This is a genomic window from Streptomyces sp. KL116D, assembly GCF_030766975.1.
Taxonomy (GTDB): Bacteria; Actinomycetota; Actinomycetes; order Streptomycetales; family Streptomycetaceae; genus Streptomyces; species Streptomyces longispororuber_A.
This window is the reverse complement of sequence record NZ_JASERH010000115.1, coordinates 1-19,978: the sequence shown is the minus strand read 5'-3', so window position 1 is coordinate 19,978 and position 19,978 is coordinate 1. Positions and strand designations below refer to the sequence as shown.

Sequence of the window (19,978 nt, the reverse complement as noted above, 5' to 3'; positions counted from 1 at the left end):
CGGCTGCCTCTAACTGATCACTGATGGCTGATAACTGGCGTAAATGTACGGGGAAGTTACTCGGGTGTGGCGTCCAGTGCGTGGCCGACCAGCGCGAGCAGCGTCTCGATCACCGATATCCGGCCCCGCGCGTCCATGATCAGCACGGGTACGTGCGGCGGCACGGTGAGCGCCTCGCGCACGTCGGCGGCGTCGAACTCCTCGCTCCCGTCGAAGTGGTTGACGGCCACGACGTACGGCAGTCCGCAGCTCTCGAAGTAGTCGAGGGCCGGGAAGCAGTCCGAGAGCCGGCGGGTGTCGGCGAGCACGACGGCGCCGATCGCGCCGCGCACCAGGTCGTCCCACATGAACCAGAACCGCTGCTGCCCCGGCGTGCCGAAGAGGTACAGCACCAGGTCGTCGTCGAGCGTGATGCGGCCGAAGTCCATCGCGACGGTCGTCGTGAGCTTGTCCGGCGTCGCGGTGAGGTCGTCGGTGTCCTCGCTCGCCTGGGTCATCAGCGCCTCCGTCTGGAGGGGCTGGATCTCCGAGACGGCGGTCACCAGAGTCGTCTTGCCGACACCGAACCCACCCGCCACGACGATCTTCGTGGCGATCGGTGCCCTGGTCCTGTCCGTCTGCCAGGACTGCAACTGCTCCTCGTCGTCGAGGAGTTCAGAGACGGCGGAGTCCACTCAGCACCCTTTCGAGCAGCGCCCGGTCCGGCTGTCCCGGGCCGTGACCGGTTCCGTACACACGGATCTTTCCCTGGTCGGCGAGGTCGCTCAGGAGCACGCGGACCACACCGAGGGGCATCTTGAGGAGCGCGGCGATCTCGGCGACCGTCCGCATGCGGCGGCACAGTTCCACGATGGCCCGCATCTCCGGCATGATCCCGGAGAGGGTGCCCTTCCCCAGTTCGAGGCGCTCGTCGGGCGCCTCGATGGCGGCGACGAACGTCTCGACGAGCAGCACGTGCCCGAAGCGGGTGCGGCCGCCGGTCAGGGAGTAGGGGCGTACGCGGGCGGCCTTGCGATCGCCGCCGCGTACCGGAAGTTTCGGACTGGTCACCTGGTGATCTCCATCGACTGGCGCAGTTCGCTGCGGAGTTCGGGTGTCAGGACGTGCCCGGCACGGCCGACGAAGAGCGCCATGTGGTACGCGACGACGCTCATGTCGCAGTCCGGGGTGGCGTGCACGCCGAGCAGGGAGCCGTCGCTGATGGACATGATGAAGACGCTGCCCTCCTCCATCGCGACCATGGTCTGCTTGACGGATCCGCCGTCCATCAGTTTGGCGGCGCCGATGGTGAGCGAGCCTACGCCGGACACGATCGTGGCCAGGTCGGCGCTGGATCCCTTGGGTCCACCGCTGTGGTCGACGGGGGCCTCGTTGTTCCTTCCCGGGTCGGAGGAGAGCAGGAGCAGTCCGTCGGACGAGACGACCGCGACGGAGAGCAGACCTGGCACCTCCTCGACCAGATTGGTCAGCAGCCAGTGCAGGTTGCGTGCTTCGGTGCTGAGGGCGCCGATGGCTCCGGGTGCAGGGGTGGGCGCAGTCAACTGCTTGCCTCCTCGGCTGTGTCCCCCTTGGCTTCTCCACTACGTTCTGCGTGCTCGCCGTCGAGCTCCACGGCGACGTCGCGGCGGCCCTCCTGGGCACCGCGGTGGAATCCGCCGAGCCTGCGCCGCAGCGCGTCCGCGTCGACGGAGCCGGTGCGCGGCTTCGGAGCGGGGGCCGGGGCCGCCACCTTCGGGGTGCGCTTGGGCAGCCCCTTGTCGGTCACGCGCTCGCGCTGCTCCAGCGGCGGGGTGCGCTGCGCGGGCACCTCGGGGGTGGGCTCCGCGGGGGTGGGCTGCGCGGGGCTCTCGGCAGGGCTCTCCACGGGGCTCGTCGTCTTCGGCGCGGAGCTCTCGACCAGGCTCTGGACCGGGCTTTCGACCGGGCTCTCGTCGGGGGTCCGCTCGTGGGTGTCGGGCTCCGGGGCCGGGTCCGTGCGCACCGGCAGGGGCGGCGGTACGGGCGCGACCAGCTCCATGGTGGTCTCGGCCTCGGAGGTGTCGGGCACGACGGCCTCGGGCTCGGCGGCGGTCGGCTCGGCGGCGACCGGCTGAGCGGCGGTCGGCTCGGAGACCGGCTCAGCGGTGGTGGCGGGCGCCGGCTCCTCGGCCGGCGCCGCCCCTGCCTCCCCCTCGGCCTCCGCTTCCGCTTCCGCTTCCCGTACGGCGTGCTCGGCGGCCTCGATCAGCGGATCGCCCGCAGGGGGCCCGGAACGGCCGTCCAGCACATTGGAGTTGGCCTCGGCCTCGGACCCCGGCAGATGGACGGCGGGCGCCCCGCCCGGCACCGGCACGGCCGGCGGCACCGCCGCGGCGGGCACGGCGGCGAGCAGCGCGGTGGGCAGCACGACGACGGCCGCGATGCCGCCCTGCTTCTGCTCCCGCAGCCGGACCCGGACCCCGTGCCGCGCCGCGAGGCGAGCGACGACGTAGAGCCCCAGGCCGAGCCCGTCCGTGTCCTCGGGGTCGTGCGCCTGCTCGACGCTGAAGGACGCGAGCCGCGCGTTCAGCTCGCGCATCCGGTCCTCGGCCATCCCTATGCCCTCGTCCTGCACGGAGAGCATCACCTCGCCGTTCTCCAGGAGCCAGCCGGAGACCTCGACGGAGGCGTCGGGCGGCGAGAACGACGTGGCGTTCTCCAGGAGTTCGGCGACGAGGTGGCTGAGGTCGTCGGCCGCGAACCCGGCGATGTGCGCGTGCGGCGGCAGCGCGGCGATCCGGACCCGCTCGTAGCGCTCGATCTCGGAGACGGCCGCGCGCAGCACGTCGACGAGCGGCACGGAGCCCGCGTGCTGCTGGCCGTGCTCGGCACCGGCCAGGACCAGCAGGTTCTCGCTGTGCCGGCGCATGACGGTGGCGAAGTGGTCGAGCTTGAAGAGGGTGGCGAGGCGCTCGGGGTCCTGCTCCCGCTCCTCCAGGCCCTCGATGACGCCGAGCTGCCGCTCGACGAGGCCGAGCGTGCGCAGCGCGAGGTTCACGAAGGTGCCGTGGATGGAGTGCTTGACCTTCTCCAACTGGGCGCTCGCCGCGCTCAGTTCGGCCCGCAGCGCGTCCCGGTCGTCGGCCATGCGCTGCCGCTCGCCGATCAGGTGCCTGCGGTCGGACTCCAGGGTGCCGAGCCGCTCGTGGAGGGCGGCGGCGTGCGCGTGCAGGGCGTTGACGGAGCGGACGACCTCGGCGAACTCGTCGTTGCGCCCGGTGAACTTGACCGCTTCCTCGGCCGGCGGGTCACCGGCGACGCGGGCGGCGCCGATCCGCAGCGCGGCGAGCGGCCGGGTCAGCGAACGGGCGGTGCCCATCGCCACGCCGACGGCGGCGAGCAGACAGATGCCGACGAGGGCGGTCCGGATCTCCAGCGCGGTGACGTCGTCGTCGCGCAGCTTCTCCAGCCGCTCAAGGCGCTCGCTGCCCAGGGCCGCCTCGGCGCCCCGCATCTGGTCGACGCGGGCGGTCAGCGCGGCGTCGACGCTCTTCTTGCTGTAGCCGAGCTCGTCGTCGGAGAGCGTCGGCGCGTCCGCGAGCCTGGCCAGGTACTTCTCGGCCTTGGCGACGTCGGGCCCGCTGACCGTGGAGTCGTACGAGGCGACGGAACCGGTCGGCGCGGACTCGCGGAAGTCGTCGAGCGCGGCCTGCGCGCGCACGTGGGCCTGCTGGGCGGCGGCGCTGAGCGCGTCCCGCTGCTCGCGGTCGGCCGACGACTCGCTCACGACGGTCTTGGGCAGCCCGGTGATCGGGTCGATGGTGGTCGTGGTGGCGGTGGAGCGCGGCACGGAGTACGTGGCCAGCAGCAGGCCGCGCGCGGCGGACGCCTGGTCGACGGCCCGGTCCAGGTCGGCCAGCGCGTGGGCGCCCGCCCCGGCCCTGACCGGGATGCGGTCGGCCAGTTCCTCGGCGAGGCGGTGCAGTTCGGTGATGGCCTTGGAGTACGCCCGGTGCGCGGCCAGGGCGGAGCCCTTGCCGGTGAGGGCGGAGCGGCGGACGGCGGCGACCTCGCCGATGGTGCGGCGCAGCGATCCCGTGGCGTCGACGCGCAGCTCCTCGACCTGCCGGTCGACGCGGGCGCTGCGGTCCTCGCTGAGCCCCTGCCCCTTGGGCCGTCCGGCGGCGATGTAGGCGGTGACCTCGTCGCGCTCGTCGGCCAGGGAGTGCGACAGGGCGAGCGCCCGCTGGGTCCGTGCGGCGTCGTCGACCAGCACCTGCGAGTCCGCGGCCCGCCCCGAAGCGGCGATGACGACGGGTGCGCCGGCCCCGGCGACGGCGGCGGCCACCACGGCGACGGCCACGATCAGCCGCTTGCGCACCTTGGTCCGCCTGCCCTTGCCCACGGGAGGCGTGGCGACGGGTGAACCGGCCAGGGGCGCGCTCGGCCGGGACGAAGGATCAGCGGCCGGGACCTCCTCAGCCACCCCGGACGAGGTGCCGTTCAGGCCACCCCCGGACGACTGAACACCACCCGACTCACCCAGCCCACTGGCCCCACTACCGCCGGAGGTGTTCCGCACCTGGTGCTCGCATTCCTGACTCGTCCTACCCATGGGCCCGGGTGACGGTCCGTCAACGCGCGCGCCCCGCTGGCATGGCTCCTGACCATTCCAGTGCCGGTGAGCAGGGGGCGCACATCACCTGGCCCGCCACCCGAAGGAGTGAACATCGAGCGGGAGTTGAGGGGCAAGTTCCCTGCATACGGCCATCCACTCGGCACAGCGCGCCGGTTGGACGTCCTTCACAGGCTTTGGCAAGATGCCCCGCCACGTCTCTGCGGAGTTGATCATTCCGCCCCAAAACCGGCGCCCGACCTGCCAGTACGGACCAACTCGCACGCTTCCGACACCCTTGTGAAGGGCTCGTGCAGACTGGCCGGATGCGCATCGAACTGAGCACCGAACCCGGGGACCCTGCCCGCCCGAACGAGGACTACGCGTCGGTCGCGGTTCCGGCCTCCGGGCAGGGCGGATCACTCGTCGTCCTCGACGGGGTCACACCCCCGCCCGGCGACGACGGCTGTCTGCATTCCGTCCCCTGGTTCACGGCCCGGCTCGGTGGCGCGCTGGCCGAACTGTCCGCTTCGCGGCGGGATGTGACGTTGCTTGACATCCTGGCGGCGGCCATCGCCCGTACCGCCGACACCCATCGAGCCACCTGTGACCTTTCTCACCCGCGCACTCCGCAGGCAACCGTCGTCCTCGCCCGCTGGGACGCCGACCGGGTGGAGCATCTGGTGCTGTCCGACTCGGCGTTGCTCGTGGAGGCGCCCGACGGCACCGTCACTCCGCTGCTCGACGACCGTCTCGACCGGGTCCCGCGCTCGTCCCTGGTCTCGAACGAGGTGGCCGACGCGACCGTGCGCAACAAGGAGGGCGGCTTCTTCACGGCGGCCGCGGACCCGTCGGTCGCGGCCCGAGCGGTGACCGGCACGCTCCCCCGCGCCGAGGTCCGCGCCCTCGCCGCACTGACCGACGGCGTGACGCGCTGGGTGGAGAAGTTCCACGAGGGCGACTGGGCCGACCTGTTCGCCCTCGTCCGCAAGGAGGGCACGGAGGCGACACTGGCCCGCGTCCGCTCCCTGGAACTCGCGGACGCGGAGTCCCGCACGTACCTGCGCCGCGGCAAGACCCACGACGACGCGTCGCTGGTGTACGTGGAGTTGTGAAGGCCGGCGCCCCGGGGCCCGGCTATTCGTCTCCGGCGTTCAACTGGTGCAGCAACCGCGCCAGTTCCGCCACCTCGCGCCGGTCCCACCCCGCCAGCTGCCGCACGTACCGCATCCGGCGGGCGTCGCGCACCTGGCGGAAGTCGGCGCGGCCGCGGTCCGTGAGGGAGACGAGCCAGGCGCGGCCGTCGGCCGGGTCGGGTTCGCGGGCGACGAAGCCGAGTTCCTCCAGGGCGCGCAGCTGGCGGCTCATCGTCGCCTTGCCGACCCCGATGTAGGCGGCGAGTTCGGTGGCCCGCTGGGCGCCGCACTCCTCCAGGCGTACGAGGAGTCCGTACGCGGCGGGTTCCAGGTCGGGGTGGACCTCGCGGGCCATCTCGCCCGACGAGGCCCTGGCGCGCCGCAGGAAGACGGTCAACTCTCGTTCCAGGGCCAGGAACTCGTGGTCCACACCAGTCGGCCCGGCGGCAGAATTCGCGTCGCGTTCCGCGTTCCGCCGCTCGCCGTTCCCGTCTTCGCGCACGTCAGCACCCATGGCCAGAGATTCCCCGGGTTTCCCGATTCTGAAAGTTTTCGCCAATCGCCGCCATTGCCGCAGCTCCGTCAGTATTTCGCAGGAGTAGACCAACGGCAGCATCCAGGCCCCCTTCCCTCCCACGGGTCTACATGCGTAGCGTCATGCATGGCATGTCCATTCCAGTCACGCGTACTGACATGTCGACAGACCCCCATGCACATCGCACAGCAGTCGCACAGCAGCCGCACAGCACAGGTCCCCGATCAGTGATTCCTGATCCCCCACGAGGCCTTCGGAGGCATGCAATGCCCGTGCACAAGCACAGACCGACCGGCCGTCGCCGCCTCGGCGTCGCCGGAACCCTCCTCGCAGCACTCTCCCTCCTGTTCACCCTCCCGAGCGCGGCCCAGGCCGCCGACGTCCCCCAGCGCGGTGAGGCCTTCATGGGCATCGGCGTCGCGGCGCACGACGGCGACACCGGCAAGCCGCCGGTCTCCCGCGCCGTGCAGACCGAGGGCGTGGACGTCAGCAGCCACCAGGGCAACGTGGCCTGGTCGACGCTCTGGAACAGCGGCGTGAAATGGGCCTACGTCAAGGCCACCGAGGGCACGTACTACACGAACCCCTACTTCGCGCAGCAGTACAACGGCTCGTACAACGTGGGCATGATCCGCGGCTCCTACCACTTCGCGACGCCGGACACGACGAGCGGCGCCACCCAGGCCAACTACTTCGTGGACCACGGGGGCGGCTGGTCGAAGGACGGCAAGACGCTGCCGGGCGCGCTCGACATCGAGTGGAACCCTTACGGCGCCGCCTGCTACGGCAAGACGCAGAGCGCGATGGTGACCTGGATCCGGGACTTCGTGAACCAGTACAAGGCCCGTACCGGCCGCGACCCCGTCATCTACACGGCGACGAGCTGGTGGACGCAGTGCACCGGCAACTCCAGCGCCTTCTCCTCCACCAACCCGCTGTGGATCGCCCGGTACGCCTCCGACCCGGGCACGCTCCCGGCCGGCTGGGGCTTCTACACCATGTGGCAGTACACGTCGTCCGGCCCGACGGTCGGTGACCACAACAAGTTCAACGGGGCGCTCGACCGCGTGGTCGCCCTCGCGAACGGCTGACCTCACGCGCGAAGGCGGCCGGGCTCCCCCCTCCGGGAGTCCGGCCGCCGTCCGCTCACCTCAGCGGGTCAACTCGGCGACGGCGCTCAGCACTTGCCCGCCGGGCGGTCCCGCTTGACGAGGTTGGTCTCGCCGGTCGTGCCGTCCAGCCACAGCACCCGCTTGCCGGTGTCGGCGGCCGGGTAGACCTGGTCGCCGCGGTTGCAGGAGACGCGCTGGGCGCCGCCCTTGCCGTCGGGCGCCACCTGGTACAGCTTCGGCAGCGTCTCGTTGGTCCACCACGTGGCCGGCGGCAGCGTCAGGACGGTGACGGCGTCGTCGGAAGCGGTCAGCTGGTACGCGTACAGCGACGTGGCTCCCGTCTCCGGGACGATCGTGGTGCGGGCGGTGCCGTCGGCGTTCGCACGCATCACGGCGGCCTGGCCCTGGTCGGTGCCGTCGCCGTCCTCGACCCAGAAGACGCCGTCGTCGGTGAGGGCGGTCTGGCCGATGCCGACGACCGCGCTGCTGTCGACCGGCATCAGCTGCGTCGTGTCGGTGGCGGTGTCGTAGACCTCGACGCCCAGCTTGTACCCGTCGGACTCCGCCCACATCTTCGCGTAGGCGATCTTGCCGTCACGCACCGAGGTCAGACCGGTGACGCTCAGGGGGTTGGGCGCGAGCTCCTTGGTGGCACCCGTCCTGATGTTGACGTAACGGGCCTGCTCGTAGCCGGTCCGCGGGTTGACGTAGGAGTACACGAGGACGTCGCCGTCGAGCTCGACCGACGTGACGTTGGCGCCGATCCCGTCGACGACCTTGTCGAGCCCGCCGGCCAGCGGGCGGACGTGGATCTTCACCGAGTCGTAGGCGAACTCCGCCCAGGCCACGTTCTTGCCGTCGGTGCTCGCGTAGACGTTGTAGTTGCCGTTGTTGGGGCTGACCTGGTGCGGGGCGTCCTTGCCGGTGCTGCTGCCCGCCCACACCGAGTACGGCTCGCTGCCGTCCTCGTTCGAGCGGGACAGGGCGTAGGTGCCGCCGCCCGCCGAGACGCCGGTGCCGGCCACGTTGACCTCGGACAGCACGGTGTCCGTGTCGGTGCCGAGCTTCGACTCCCAGCCGGGCACGATGCCGTGCCGGGCGAAGGCGCCCTGGACGGTGGAGAGCTGGGCCTTGGTGGCGCCCAGTTCCTTCGCCGCGGCGAGCACCGCGGCGCGGCCCTCGGTGAAGCCGTCCAGCGGCGTCATGTACGCGGACAGCGCGCGGTAGACGATCTGGTCGGAGCGTTCGGCGCCGAGGCTCTTGCGGATGTCCCACAACGCGCCGGAGAAGATCGGCGAGTTGAGGTGCACGCCGCCGCTGTCACCGCGGTACGAGGTGCCGACGAGGTCCTTCGCCGTGGTGAGGTCGTTGTTCAGGTCGCGCAGGGCGCATTCGCGCGGGCCGAGCGTGGTGCACAGGTCCTCGCCGAGCAGACCCGAGTCCGGATCGTCCATGGACTGGCCGTTGGCCTCCAGGTCGATGGCGTTGCCGAAGTAGTCGGCGATCGCCTCGTTGATGGCGCCCGACTGGCCCGCGTAGACGAGGTTCGCGGTGTGCTGCACCACGCCGTGCGTCATCTCGTGGCCGACGACGTCGGTGTCCGCCGAGAAGGTGCGGTAGTCGCCGCCGCCCTGGCCGTACACCATCTTGGTGCCGTCCCAGAAGGCGTTGTTGTACGGCTGGCCGTTCGCGGTGACGCCGACGAGCGAGTACATGTACCCGTCCTTGTCGTCGAGCCCCTTGCGGCCGAAGTGGCTCTTGTAATAGCCGTACACCTTGTTGGCGGCCCAATGGGCGTCCACCGCACCGGAGTCGGTGAAGTCCGCGCCGAGGTCCTTGGTGTCCGACGTGAAGGCCTTGGCGCCGCTGGGCCAGACGCCGGAGGCGCTGGAGACGTCGATCCCGCGGGCGTCCCACGTCTTCAGCATGGGGCCGACGAAGGGGTTGGCCGGGTCCCGGAAGCCGTAGTCGATCATCTGGTAGACACCCTTGGTGTCCTTGTACAGATTGAGGTCGGCCTTCGCGCCGTTGTAGCGGACGCCGGTGCCGTTGACCACGGAGACGTCACCCGCCGGGTTGGGCGGCCAGTCGGCCGGCCCGGCCGCGTCGCCCGTGGCGCCGGAGGCGGCGGCCGTCGACCCGAACGTCTGGATGCCGCTGTACTGGAGCAGCGGGAAGCCGGAGTGCGCGTCGACGTACACCTCCTGCTTGACGGCGGTGCCGTCCGCCGGGTCGGTGCCCGTGACGGTGATGTGCCGGGTGAGCACGCCGGTGCCCTGCGGCAGGATCGTCACGTCGCCGGCCGTGCCGGTGAGGGGCGTCGTGTCGAGCTTCTCGCCCTTGGCCGGGGCGCGCAGCGGACCACCGCCCAACTGCGTGCGGACGGCGGCGATCGCACGCTGGACCGCCATCTTCTCGGAGACCTTCGGGGTGACCGAGTCGAGCTTCAGCTGCGTGAAGTAGCTGCCGGAGGTGCCGGTGACGGTCCGTCTGCCGTCCTTCTTCGTCATCCGGACCACGTACTGGCCGCCGAGCACCTCGACGCCCCGGTACTTCTGCTGGAGCCGGACCGTCTCCTTGCCGCCCTCGCTGTCGGTGGACACCGTCGCGAGGTCCTTCGCCGAGGTGTCCGCGATGTGGTAGCGGCCCTTCTTCGCCTTGAGGTGGCCGCGGGCGGCGTCGGCCGCGGCGCCGGTCGCCGGGACCTCCTCGTCCAGCCCGGTCACCAGCGACGGGGTGTCGGTGTCGGGGCTCGCGGTGGTGGCCGCGGCCGGCGGTGCGGGGTCCGCGTGGGCGGCCGTCATGCCGGTCACGAGGAGCCCGGCGGCGGCGAGCAGCGCCGCCACGCCCTGGCCGACGGCTATGCCGCCCGGCCGGTCTGCTCTGTTTCTACGCGCTGAAGTCCGCACGTCTGATCCCTTCGCTGCCATCGGCGGGTGAACGGAAATCGGATGCGGACATGCAAAGGCCGCGGCACGGCCGTGAACAATGCGTTGCCGGTGCTTACTTGTGTACGTGCACACTTGTGTGGCCTGCACGGACCGGGCGAGAATCGCGCCGTGGGACAGGCCGACGTGGACGCGCAGTGGGAGGCCCTCGGGCTCGGCGCCGACGGGCTCCAGGTCTACGAAGCGCTGCTCAACCGGCCGGGGCAGCCGTCCCGTGCCGCGCTCGCCCGCTCCCTCGGCCTCCCGGTCCGCCGGGTCGCGGCCGCCCTCGACCAGCTCGCCGCGCACGACTTCACCCGGCCCGCCGGCGGCTCGGCGCTGCCCCGGCCGGTCGCCCCGGCGACGGCCCTGCGCAACATGCTCCACCAGCACCAGGCGCAACTCCTGCACCGCTCGGCGGAGCTGGAGGAGCTGACCGGGTCGGTGGACCGGATGTCGGCGCAGCTCCTGAGCACGGCGCAGGATCCCCGGGAGATCGGCATCGAGACCGTGCGGGGCGGCCCGGCGATCGCCGAGCGGGTGGCGGCGCTGCTGATGTCGGCGCGCGAGGAGGTGGCCCTGATCGACCGGCCGCCCTACGCCTCCAGCCAGCCCGACGGCATGCCGACGCCGCTGGACATGGGGGCGCCGGTGCGGCGCGGGGCGCGGGTGCGGGCCATCGTCGACCGGGAGGGCCTCAGCTTCCACGGCCGGGCCCGCGGGCTGAACGAGCTGGCCGAGCAGGGGGTGCAGATCCGGCTGGGCACGGACCTGCCCACCAAGATGTTCACCGTCGACCGGCGCGTCACGCTGCTGCCGCCGACCGACGCGGCGGACCCGACGGCGTCGGCGCTCGTGGTGAGCGACGCGCTGCTGGGCAACGCGCTGGGTCCGCTGTTCGACGCGCTGTGGGAGCGGGCGGTGCCGATCGGGTCCGCCGAGCGGGAGCGGATCACCGACGTGGACCGGGAGTTGCTGACGATGCTCTCCTCCGGCCTGAAGGACGAGGCGATCGCGCGGCGCCTGGACATCCACGTGCACACCGTGCGCCGCCGGATCACCCGCCTCATGCAGGAGCTGAACGCGCAGACCCGCTTCCAGGCCGGGGTGCAGGCGACGCTGCGGGGCTGGCTCACCGTCTGAGCGCCACAAGCCCCGGAACGCCGGAAGGCCCGGACCCCCTGCGGGGCCCGGGCCTTCGTCGTCCGGCCGCGTCCGTCACGCAGCGACCGGAACCTCCAGTCCCGACGAGACGGGCGCCAGGGCCAGTTCGAGGACCTGGCGCACGTCCGTCACCGGGTGCACGTCCAGCTTCTCCAGGACCTCCGCCGGGACGTCGTCCAGGTCGGCCTCGTTCCGCTTCGGGATGATCACGGTCGTGATCCCGGCGCGGTGCGCGGCGAGCAGCTTCTGCTTGACGCCGCCGATCGGCAGCACCCGCCCGGTCAGCGAGACCTCGCCGGTCATCGCCACGTCCGTACGGACGAGACGTCCGCTCAGCAGCGACGCGAGGGCGGTCGTCATGGTGACGCCCGCGCTCGGCCCGTCCTTCGGGACCGCGCCGGCCGGGAAGTGGATGTGCACGCCGCGCTCCTTCAGGTCGGCGACGGGCAGCTCCAGTTCGGCGCCGTGCGAGCGCAGGAAGGAGAGCGCGATCTGCGCGGACTCCTTCATGACGTCGCCCAACTGACCGGTGAGGGTCAGTCCGGCCGCGCCGGTCTCCGGGTCGGCGAGGGACGCCTCCACGAAGAGCACGTCACCACCGGCACCGGTCACCGCGAGTCCGGTCGCCACGCCCGGCACCGCCGTGCGCCGCTCGGCCGGGTCCTGCGCCGACTCGGGCACGTGGTGCGGCCGCCCGATCAGCGCCCGCAGATCACCCTCGCCGACCGTGAACGGCAGCTCCCGGTCGCCGAGTTCGTGCTGTGCGGCCACCTTGCGGAGCACCCGGGTGACGGCCCGCTCCAGGTTGCGGACGCCGGCCTCCCGCGTGTACTCGCCGGCCAGCTTGCGCAGCGCGTCCTCGCCGATGACGACCTCGTCCTCGCCCAGGCCCGCGCGCTCCAGCTGCCGGGGCACCAGGTGGTCGCGGGCGATGACGACCTTCTCGTCCTCGGTGTAGCCGTCGAGGCGGACCAGCTCCATGCGGTCGAGCAGGGCCTCGGGGATGGCTTCGAGCACGTTCGCCGTCGCGAGGAACACGACGTCGGACAGGTCGAGTTCGACCTCCAGGTAGTGGTCGCGGAAGGTGTGGTTCTGCGCCGGGTCGAGGACTTCGAGCAGGGCCGCGGCCGGGTCGCCGCGGAAGTCGGAGCCGACCTTGTCGATCTCGTCGAGGAGCACGACCGGGTTCATCGACCCGGCCTCCTTGATGGCGCGGACGATGCGGCCGGGCAGCGCGCCGACGTACGTACGCCGGTGGCCGCGGATCTCCGCCTCGTCACGCACGCCGCCCAGCGCGACGCGGACGAACTTGCGGCCCATGGCGTGCGCGACGGACTCGCCGAGCGACGTCTTGCCGACGCCGGGCGGGCCGACGAGCGCGAGCACGGCACCGCCGCGCCGTCCGCCGACGACACCCAGACCGCGGTCCGCGCGCCGCTTGCGCACGGCCAGGTACTCGGTGATGCGCTCCTTCACGTCCTGCAGGCCCGCGTGCTCGGCGTCGAGGACGGCCTGGGCGCCCTGGATGTCGTACCGGTCCTCGGTCCGCTCGTTCCAGGGGAGTTCGAGGACGGTGTCGAGCCAGGTCCTGATCCAGGAGCCCTCCGGCGACTGGTCGCTGGACCGCTCCAGCTTGTCGACCTCCTTGAGGGCGGCCTCCCGGACGTTCTCCGGCAGGTCGGCGGCCTCGACGCGGGAGCGGTAGTCGTCGGACTCCTCGCCGTCCTGCTCGCCGTTGAGCTCGCGCAGCTCCTTGCGGACGGCGTCGAGCTGACGGCGCAGGAGGAACTCGCGCTGCTGCTTGTCGACGCCCTCCTGGACGTCCTTGGCGATGGTCTCGGCGACGTCCTGCTCGGCGAGGTGCTCACGCAGCTGGGCGGTGGCGAGCTTGAGGCGGGCGACCGGGTCGGCGGTCTCCAGGAGCTCGACCTTCTGGGCGGTCGTGAGGAACGGCGAGTAGCCGGAGTTGTCGGCGAGCGCAGAGACGTCGTCGATGGCCTGGACGCGGTCCACGACCTGCCAGGCGCCACGCTTCTTCAGCCAGTTCGTGGCGAGCGCCTTGTACTCCTTGACCAGTTCGGTCACGGCGCCGGGCACCGGGTCCGGCACGGTCTCCTCGATCGTCAGGCCCTCCACCCACAGGGCGGCGCCCGGGCCGGTGGTCCCGGCGCCGATGCGGACGCGGCCGACGCCGCGGATCAGCGCGCCCGGGTCGCCGTCGGCGAGGCGTCCCACCTGCTCGACGGTGCCGAGCACCCCCGTGTTCGCGTACGTGCCGTCGATCCGTGGAACAAGCAGCACCTTCGGCTTGCTGGGTCCGGTACGGGCGGCGGCCTGTGCGGCCTCCACCGCGGCGCGTACGTCGGTGTCGTTCAGGTCCAGGGGCACCACCATTCCGGGCAGCACGACCTCGTCGTCGAGCGGCAGCACGGGCAGGGTGAGCGGGTTGGACGTCGAAGCCATGATCTCCCCTTCGGCAGTCAAGTTGAGCTATGTCGACTCAATGCACGGGAGCTTCCGGATGTTCCCCGACAGGTGTTCGCTCTGAGCGATCACCTCTGTCGCCAGGAAAAAGGCGGGCAGTAAGGTTCAGTCACCGATAGAGACCATTACTTCTTCTGAGGGTGGCCATGGTGAGCGGCGACGAGCACGTACGGAACTGGGTCGACGGCTGGGTCCTCTCGCGGGGAGCCGCCCCGCCGCTCGTCGAGCCCTGGGGCTACACGATCCACGTGGGCCTTGAGCAGCACGTGGGCCGGCACGTCCTGGGCGCCACGAACGACGACGTGCACGAGGACGACGTGCGCAAGGCCGCCGAGTCGACCCGCGGCCGCGGCTTCCACCTGAAGGTCTTCGCCGACCCGGCGCGGGTGCTGCCGTGGCTGGGCCCGGAGTGGGAGCCGTACGGGTCGGGCGACTGGCTGATGACGACGGACCTGACACCGCGGCCGGCCCCCGACGCCCCTGCCGGATACCGCCTGCACACCTGGTCGCGCGGCGGCGTCGTCCGGGTCATGCTGACCGACGCCGACGGCTCGTTCGCGGCGCGCGGCCAGGTCGCCCCGACCGGCGCGAGCGCGGTCGTCGACCAGATCGAGACGTCCGCCCTGCACCGCCGCAAGGGCCTCGGCACGACGGTGATGCGCACCCTCCACGCGGCGGCGGCCGCCCAGGGCGCGACCCGCGCCGTGCTGGCCTGCACGCCCGAGGGACACCTGCTCTACGAGTCGCTCGGCTGGCGCGTGGTGGCACCGCTGACCAACGCGAAGTACGCAGGCGCGAGCGACTGACCGGCCGGGCCCCGAATTCCTTTGCCGGGGGGTCCCGCGCCGCCCGATACTGCGGTGATGACCGCACCGGCGATCACGCCGACCCGCGCCCAGGAGGCCGCGCTCCGGCACCTGCGCACGGTCGCGGGCGCGGGCCGCGCCGACGCCCTGGCCCGCCTGGCGGCCCACGGCGTCGGACCCGACCTGGCCGAGACCCTGATCGCGGCGCTGCGCGCCCACGCCCGCATCACCCTGAACTTCCACCCGGACCGGCTCCTCGGCGACCGCCGCACCACCGTCGCCGACCGGCTCGCCGCGGACGGCCGCTACCGCGGCCAGTACGAGACGGGCCTGTCGAACGGCAGCCGCACCGCGCACCCCGGCGGACTGCGGGACGGCTGGGAGGAGCAGCTGTTCGCGGGCGCCTACGCGACGGCCGCCGCGACGGAACGGCCCAAGTACGGCGCGCTCGACGTGATGCGGCACGCGGACGGCGCCGCGCCCCGGTTCGGCTCGTGCCACGTGCGGCTGCGCGCGGCGGCGGCCGCACGGGCCACGTTCTGCTTCGGCGACAGTCACCTGGGCCCGGCCGACACCGGCACCGCCGACGCCCTGCACCCGGTCCTCGCCGCGCTCGTCGAGGACGCGGCGCGCAGCGGCCAGTCACTGGGCGTCGCGGGCGCCGACCCGGTCGCGGTGATCCGCGCCCTGCCGCGGTCGCCGGCGCGCGGCCCCGGGCGCTCGCTCGACTTCTACGTCGAGGCGCAGGTGCACGCCGACGTGGACCTGCGCCGGGACGCCGAGGCGCTCGTCCTCGACCCGTCGTTCCGCGGGACGCGCACCGGTGACCTGCTCGCCGGGCTCGGTGTCCCGGTCGAGTGGCACGGCGGGTTCGTGCTCGGCCCCGACGTGCCGGACGAGGACCTGGCCGCCTTCCGCGGCCCGGCGCTGCCCGCGGTCGCGGCCCGGGTGCGCGCGGAGTTCGGGGACGGCGGCGGCATCGACGCGGCCGTCGTCGGCCGGGCCGCCGCGTCCGTGGTCCGGTCGCCCGGGAGCTGGGCGGCGTACGGCGGTCAGGACGACGTCCTGCAGTACGTCAAGCAGCTGTGGCACTGCCTCGTGCGGTTCGGGTCGGCTCGGTGACCGGCCGGCCGGGCGCCCGGTCCGTGCGGGCCCGCCGGCGCCGCACGAGCGGCCACGTCGCTACGCCGATCGCGAGGGCCGTCAGATGCCCCCAGCCGGTCATCGGGTCGGTGAACGCGATCAGGTCCTGGACCAGCATCGCCCCGAACCCGAGCAGCACCCCCCAGCGCAGCCACGGCGTGAGCAGCCCCGCGAGGGCGCCGATGCTGGCGGCGACGCCGAAGCTGATGCCGTAGTCGAGGCGGTGCAGCGAACTGTCCGGGAGGTGGCCGGCCATCACGGACAGGCCGACCGGCACCTCGGTCGCGAGGGTCGCGAGGACGTGGCCGAGGACGAAGACCCCGGCGGTGCGCAGCCCGCCCGTCCGGCGCTCCAGCGCGGTCAGGACCACCACGAAGGCGATCACGAACGGTGACGTGAGCCCGCCCGCGATCCACAGCGCGCTGGCGACGAGCACGAGCGCCGGGTTCTGGGCCAGATGGGTGACGTCGGTGCTGGAGGCCCGCAGGGCGGTGGAGACCGTGTCCGGGTCGGCGAACTCCATGAACAGCGAGGTGCCGACCAGCACACAGGCGTAGGCGAAGGTGAAGGGCGTCCCGGTCGGCGTGGGCAGCAGCCGCCAGACCCGCGGACGGCGTCGCCGGGCGGGCGGCGGGCCCTCAAGGACGGGTGGCCTCGGCTGCGCCGGGACCGCGTCGAGAAGGACCCCGGTGCCGGTCGTCCGCTCGACGCCGGCCGTCACGCCTTGTTCCACGTACGACACGCGGGCACCCCTTCCGTACCGATCCGACCCACGGTTCGCCCCGCCCCGCGGCGCTGTCCATGACCGACGCCACACGCGACCCGATCCACAGCAACCTCACAGCGCCCGGCAGCCTCCGCAACCGTGCGACCACCCTAGACGGGGCCGAAGTCGCCCCCCGGCCGACCACGGTCCGCAAGGATGGCCCGCATGACCACCGCCCCGTACGCCGACCACGACCAGCCCCGAGTTCTGGACCGCCGCACCGGCCCCCACGGCGAGGTGGTGCTGCGGCGGCACGGCGCGCTGCTGCAGATCATCGCCAACGGCACGTTCCTGATGGACACGTCCGACGGACGGTCGGAGCGGCTGCTCGTCGACACCGCCCGGGACGAACTGGGCCCGGGACGCGCCGCACCGCACGTGCTCATCGGCGGCCTGGGCGTCGGGTTCTCCCTGGCCCACGCGGCGGCGGACCCGTACTGGGGCCGCATCACGGTCGTCGAGCGCGAGCGGGCCATCATCGACTGGCACGTCGACGGGCCGCTGCGCGACCTGTCCGCCGCGGCCGTCGCCGACCCGCGCACCGAGATCGTCGAGGCCGATCTCGTCCAGCACCTCCACACGTCGGCGGAGACCTACGACGCGCTCTGCCTCGACATCGACAACGGACCGGACTGGACGGTCACCGAGGACAACGACAGCCTTTACTCGTTTTCCGGTCTCGCCACCTGCAAATCCCGCCTCAGCCCCGGCGGTGTGCTGGCGGTCTGGTCGGCACGGCCCTCCGAAATTTTCGAAGGAACCTTGTGGAATGCCGGATTCCAGGCGGTCCGCACCGAAGAGATCCCGGTTGTCCGGGGCGTACCGGACGTGGTGCACGTCGCAGTACGGGCCGCGTAGCCGACCGGCGGTAACTCCCCGTACGCTGACGTCCGAAACCCAGATCATTCAAGCGTCAAGCGCGTCACGAGGGCGCGCATTCAGGGGCGGGGCGATGGAGCAGACACACACCTCCCACAACGGCAACACGGCGACCCCGGGTGCCCAGCGACGGATCCTGGTCGTCGAGGACGATCCCACGATCGTGGACGCCATCGCCGCCCGGCTGCGGGCCGAGGGATTCCTCGTGCAAACCGCACAGGACGGTCCGGCGGCGGTCGACACGGCCGAGGCATGGCAGCCCGACCTGCTGATCCTCGACATCATGCTGCCCGGGTTCGACGGACTCGAGGTATGCCGCCGCGTGCAGGCTCAGCGACCGGTTCCGGTGCTGATGCTCACGGCGCGCGACGACGAGACGGACATGCTGGTGGGCCTCGGCGTGGGTGCCGACGACTACATGACCAAGCCGTTCTCCATGCGGGAACTGGCGGCACGGGTGCACGTGCTGCTGCGGCGGGTGGAGCGCGCGGCGCTGGCCGCCGCGACGCCGCGCAGCGGCATCCTCCGGCTCGGCGAGCTGGAGATCGACCACGCGCAGCGCCGCGTCCGGGTCAGGAGCGAGGACGTGCACCTCACTCCCACCGAGTTCGACCTCCTCGTGTGCCTGGCGAACACGCCGCGCGCGGTCCTCTCCCGCGAGCAGCTGCTCGCCGAGGTGTGGGACTGGGCGGACGCGTCGGGCACGCGGACGGTCGACAGCCACATCAAGGCGCTGCGCCGGAAGATCGGCGCGGAGCGCATCCGCACCGTGCACGGTGTGGGCTACGCGCTGGAGACGCCGACCCCATGAGCGCCGGGGACCGGGCCCCCCACGAGAGGGCCTTGTACGGGCGACCCCAGCGGCCGCCCCTCAACCCGCACTGGGCGTCGGGCGGGCTGCGCCCCTTCTCGATCAAGGCGAAGCTCGGCACGCTCGTCGTCGTGTCGGTCTTCATCACCACGGGCCTGCTCATGGTGGCGATGTACACGGCGACGGAGCTGCGCTTCATCACGGTGTTCTCGATCATCGCGACGCTGTTGATCACCCAGTTCGTGGCCCATTCGCTGACCGCGCCGCTGGACGAGATGAACACGGTGGCCCGGTCGATCTCCAACGGCGACTACACGCGGCGGGTGCGCGGCGCCGACCGCCGTGACGAGCTGGGCGACCTGGCCGTCACGATCAACCGCATGGCCGACGAGCTGGCCGCGCAGGACCAGCAGCGCAAGGAACTCGTGGCGAACGTCTCGCACGAGCTGCGCACCCCGATCGCGGGCCTGCGGGCGGTGCTGGAGAACGTGGTGGACGGCGTCATGTCCGCCGACCCCGAGACGATGCGCACCGCGCTCAAGCAGACGGAGCGGCTGGGCCGACTCGTGGAGACCCTGCTCGACCTCTCCCGTCTGGACAACGGTGTCGTGCCGCTCAAGGCCCGCCGTTTCGAGGTCTGGCCGTACCTGTCGGGCGTGCTGAAGGAGGCCAACATGGCCGTCTCGCAGCGCGCGGGCATCGCCTCGGGATCGGGCACCCACACGCGCACGGACGTCCATCTCCACCTCGACGTCTCGCCGCCCGAGCTGACGGCGCACGCCGACCCGGAGCGCATCCACCAGGTAGTGGCGAATCTCATCGACAACGCGGTGAAGCACTCCCCGCCGCACGGCCGCGTCACCGTGCGTGCCCGGCGCGGTCCCCTTCCGGAGTCGCTCGACCTGGAAGTGCTCGACGAGGGGCCCGGCATCCCGCAGTCCGAATGGCACCGGGTCTTCGAGCGCTTCAACCGCGGGGACTCGGGGAACACGGCCAAGGGCAAGGGCGACGGGGGCACCGGCCTCGGTCTCGCCATCGCCCGCTGGGCCGTGGACCTGCACGGCGGCCGCATCGGAGTGGCTGAATCGACGCGCGGCTGCCGGATCAAGGTCACTCTTCCGGGAGAGCCGAGACCGCAAAGTTGACGTAGGGTTTCGGTCAGGCGGAGGTCAAGCCGCGCCGAGGCGTACCCGAACGCGCCGGGCGTGCATCCGGTCGTACCGAAACCTCGGTTGTTTCCCGCCATTTCCCGGCCCGAAACACGGCTTCCAGTGTGACTTACGCGACGGATCACCGGCCCGGTCTGCACTCCCCGCCGATGGAGGCGTAGCCTTTATTCCCGCTGTCCATCACCTTGTGAGAAGCGGAAGAGGGCGGTTCACGCCGTGTCGCCACAGTCCCCCAGTAACTCGAGCATCTCCACCGAGACCGACCAAGCCGGGCAGGGCAAAAACCCTGCTGCCGCCTTCGGTCCCAACGAGTGGCTCGTCGACGAGATCTATCAGCAGTACCTCCAGGACCCGAATTCGGTTGACCGAGCCTGGTGGGACTTCTTCGCCGACTACAAGCCCGGTGCCGCAGCCGCGGGGGCTGCGCCGACTGAGCCCGTGAAGCCGGCCCCGCAGCCGGCCGCCCCGGCCCA

Annotated in this window: 17 protein-coding genes; 9 read left to right on the top strand and 8 right to left on the bottom strand. The window is 72.0% G+C overall.

What is annotated here, in order from left to right; all coding sequences use genetic code 11:
* Nucleotides 1–56 precede the first annotated feature (56 nt).
* Genes RBJ77_RS44265 through RBJ77_RS44250 form a run of 4 tightly spaced genes read right to left on the bottom strand, consistent with a single transcriptional unit; the run spans nt 57 to nt 4,363 of the window.
* On the bottom strand, nt 57–674 hold the full coding sequence (locus tag RBJ77_RS44265) for an ATP/GTP-binding protein (RefSeq protein WP_255971786.1): 618 nt from the start codon (nt 672–674) through the stop codon (nt 57–59).
* Complete coding sequence (locus RBJ77_RS44260; protein ID WP_255971784.1) at nt 655–1,050, bottom strand: DUF742 domain-containing protein; 396 nt, start codon at nt 1,048–1,050, stop codon at nt 655–657. Before RBJ77_RS44260 ends, RBJ77_RS44265 begins: the two co-directional genes overlap by 20 nt.
* Nucleotides 1,047–1,541 carry a roadblock/LC7 domain-containing protein gene (locus RBJ77_RS44255; protein ID WP_255971782.1) on the bottom strand — a complete coding sequence of 165 codons (495 nt, stop codon included), beginning with the start codon at nt 1,539–1,541 and terminating at the stop codon, nt 1,047–1,049. Before RBJ77_RS44255 ends, RBJ77_RS44260 begins: the two co-directional genes overlap by 4 nt.
* On the bottom strand, nt 1,538–4,363 hold the full coding sequence (locus RBJ77_RS44250) for a nitrate- and nitrite sensing domain-containing protein (RefSeq protein ID WP_372350164.1): 2,826 nt from the start codon (nt 4,361–4,363) through the stop codon (nt 1,538–1,540). The genes RBJ77_RS44255 and RBJ77_RS44250 overlap by 4 nt, the downstream gene beginning before the upstream one ends.
* A 536-nt stretch (nt 4,364–4,899) precedes the next feature.
* On the opposite strand from RBJ77_RS44250, the gene RBJ77_RS44245 reads away from it, so the two are divergent.
* Nucleotides 4,900–5,688, top strand: coding sequence for a protein phosphatase 2C domain-containing protein (locus RBJ77_RS44245; RefSeq protein ID WP_372350163.1), 789 nt, complete (start codon nt 4,900–4,902; stop codon nt 5,686–5,688).
* 22 nt (nt 5,689–5,710) lie between these two features.
* Here RBJ77_RS44245 and RBJ77_RS44240 read toward each other — a convergent pair whose 3' ends face one another.
* Nucleotides 5,711–6,223 (bottom strand): MarR family winged helix-turn-helix transcriptional regulator, encoded by a 513-nt coding sequence (locus RBJ77_RS44240; RefSeq protein WP_372350162.1) that lies wholly within the window; start codon nt 6,221–6,223, stop codon nt 5,711–5,713.
* A gap of 287 nt (nt 6,224–6,510) precedes the next feature.
* Here RBJ77_RS44240 and RBJ77_RS44235 point away from each other — a divergent pair, with 287 nt between their 5' ends.
* Entirely contained in the window at nt 6,511–7,335 is an 825-nt protein-coding gene (locus RBJ77_RS44235) for a lysozyme (protein ID WP_372350161.1), read from the top strand.
* Between the two features lie 86 nt (nt 7,336–7,421).
* Here RBJ77_RS44235 and RBJ77_RS44230 read toward each other — a convergent pair whose 3' ends face one another.
* Nucleotides 7,422–10,202, bottom strand: a complete 2,781-nt coding sequence (locus RBJ77_RS44230; protein ID WP_372350160.1) for a M4 family metallopeptidase — start codon at nt 10,200–10,202, stop codon at nt 7,422–7,424.
* Between the two features lie 213 nt (nt 10,203–10,415).
* On the opposite strand from RBJ77_RS44230, the gene RBJ77_RS44225 reads away from it, so the two are divergent.
* Complete coding sequence (locus RBJ77_RS44225) at nt 10,416–11,426, top strand: LuxR C-terminal-related transcriptional regulator (protein ID WP_372350159.1); 1,011 nt, start codon at nt 10,416–10,418, stop codon at nt 11,424–11,426.
* A gap of 75 nt (nt 11,427–11,501) precedes the next feature.
* On the opposite strand, the gene lon is transcribed toward RBJ77_RS44225, so the two are convergent.
* Nucleotides 11,502–13,910: an endopeptidase La gene (lon, locus tag RBJ77_RS44220; RefSeq protein ID WP_372350158.1), complete on the bottom strand. Its 2,409-nt coding sequence runs from the start codon at nt 13,908–13,910 to the stop codon at nt 11,502–11,504.
* A gap of 167 nt (nt 13,911–14,077) precedes the next feature.
* Here lon and RBJ77_RS44215 point away from each other — a divergent pair, with 167 nt between their 5' ends.
* Nucleotides 14,078–14,737 carry a GNAT family N-acetyltransferase gene (locus RBJ77_RS44215; RefSeq protein WP_372350157.1) on the top strand — a complete coding sequence of 220 codons (660 nt, stop codon included), beginning with the start codon at nt 14,078–14,080 and terminating at the stop codon, nt 14,735–14,737.
* A 57-nt stretch (nt 14,738–14,794) separates the two neighbouring features.
* Nucleotides 14,795–15,859 carry a DUF3626 domain-containing protein gene (locus RBJ77_RS44210; protein ID WP_372350156.1) on the top strand — a complete coding sequence of 355 codons (1,065 nt, stop codon included), beginning with the start codon at nt 14,795–14,797 and terminating at the stop codon, nt 15,857–15,859.
* Here RBJ77_RS44210 and RBJ77_RS44205 read toward each other — a convergent pair.
* Nucleotides 15,813–16,613 carry a rhomboid-like protein gene (locus tag RBJ77_RS44205; RefSeq protein ID WP_372350238.1) on the bottom strand — a complete coding sequence of 267 codons (801 nt, stop codon included), beginning with the start codon at nt 16,611–16,613 and terminating at the stop codon, nt 15,813–15,815. The genes RBJ77_RS44210 and RBJ77_RS44205 overlap by 47 nt on opposite strands.
* Before the next feature lie 198 nt (nt 16,614–16,811).
* On the opposite strand from RBJ77_RS44205, the gene RBJ77_RS44200 reads away from it, so the two are divergent.
* The 4 genes from RBJ77_RS44200 to RBJ77_RS44185 all read left to right on the top strand — a co-directional run.
* Nucleotides 16,812–17,504 carry a spermidine synthase gene (locus tag RBJ77_RS44200; RefSeq protein ID WP_372350155.1) on the top strand — a complete coding sequence of 231 codons (693 nt, stop codon included), beginning with the start codon at nt 16,812–16,814 and terminating at the stop codon, nt 17,502–17,504.
* A 94-nt stretch (nt 17,505–17,598) separates the two neighbouring features.
* A complete protein-coding gene (locus tag RBJ77_RS44195; RefSeq protein ID WP_372350154.1) occupies nt 17,599–18,336 on the top strand; it encodes a response regulator transcription factor in 738 nt (245 codons plus the stop codon).
* Nucleotides 18,333–19,481: a cell wall metabolism sensor histidine kinase WalK gene (locus RBJ77_RS44190; RefSeq protein WP_255971756.1), complete on the top strand. Its 1,149-nt coding sequence runs from the start codon at nt 18,333–18,335 to the stop codon at nt 19,479–19,481. Before RBJ77_RS44195 ends, RBJ77_RS44190 begins: the two co-directional genes overlap by 4 nt.
* Nucleotides 19,482–19,721: 240 nt before the next feature.
* Nucleotides 19,722–19,978 (top strand): hypothetical protein (locus tag RBJ77_RS44185; RefSeq protein ID WP_372350153.1); only part of this gene is annotated, 257 nt, incomplete at its 3' end.

Excerpts from the sequence above, each read along its gene's own strand:
- RBJ77_RS44245 (WP_372350163.1), top strand. The coding sequence starts at position 4,900 with ATGCGCATCGAACTGAGCACCGAACCCGGGGACCCTGCCCGCCCGAAC.
- RBJ77_RS44240 (WP_372350162.1), bottom strand. The coding sequence starts at position 6,223 with ATGGGTGCTGACGTGCGCGAAGACGGGAACGGCGAGCGGCGGAACGCG.
- RBJ77_RS44235 (WP_372350161.1), top strand. The coding sequence starts at position 6,511 with ATGCCCGTGCACAAGCACAGACCGACCGGCCGTCGCCGCCTCGGCGTC.
- lon (WP_372350158.1), bottom strand. The coding sequence starts at position 13,910 with ATGGCTTCGACGTCCAACCCGCTCACCCTGCCCGTGCTGCCGCTCGAC.
- RBJ77_RS44215 (WP_372350157.1), top strand. The coding sequence starts at position 14,078 with ATGGTGAGCGGCGACGAGCACGTACGGAACTGGGTCGACGGCTGGGTC.
- RBJ77_RS44210 (WP_372350156.1), top strand. The coding sequence starts at position 14,795 with ATGACCGCACCGGCGATCACGCCGACCCGCGCCCAGGAGGCCGCGCTC.
- RBJ77_RS44200 (WP_372350155.1), top strand. The coding sequence starts at position 16,812 with ATGACCACCGCCCCGTACGCCGACCACGACCAGCCCCGAGTTCTGGAC.
- RBJ77_RS44195 (WP_372350154.1), top strand. The coding sequence starts at position 17,599 with ATGGAGCAGACACACACCTCCCACAACGGCAACACGGCGACCCCGGGT.
- RBJ77_RS44190 (WP_255971756.1), top strand. The coding sequence starts at position 18,333 with ATGAGCGCCGGGGACCGGGCCCCCCACGAGAGGGCCTTGTACGGGCGA.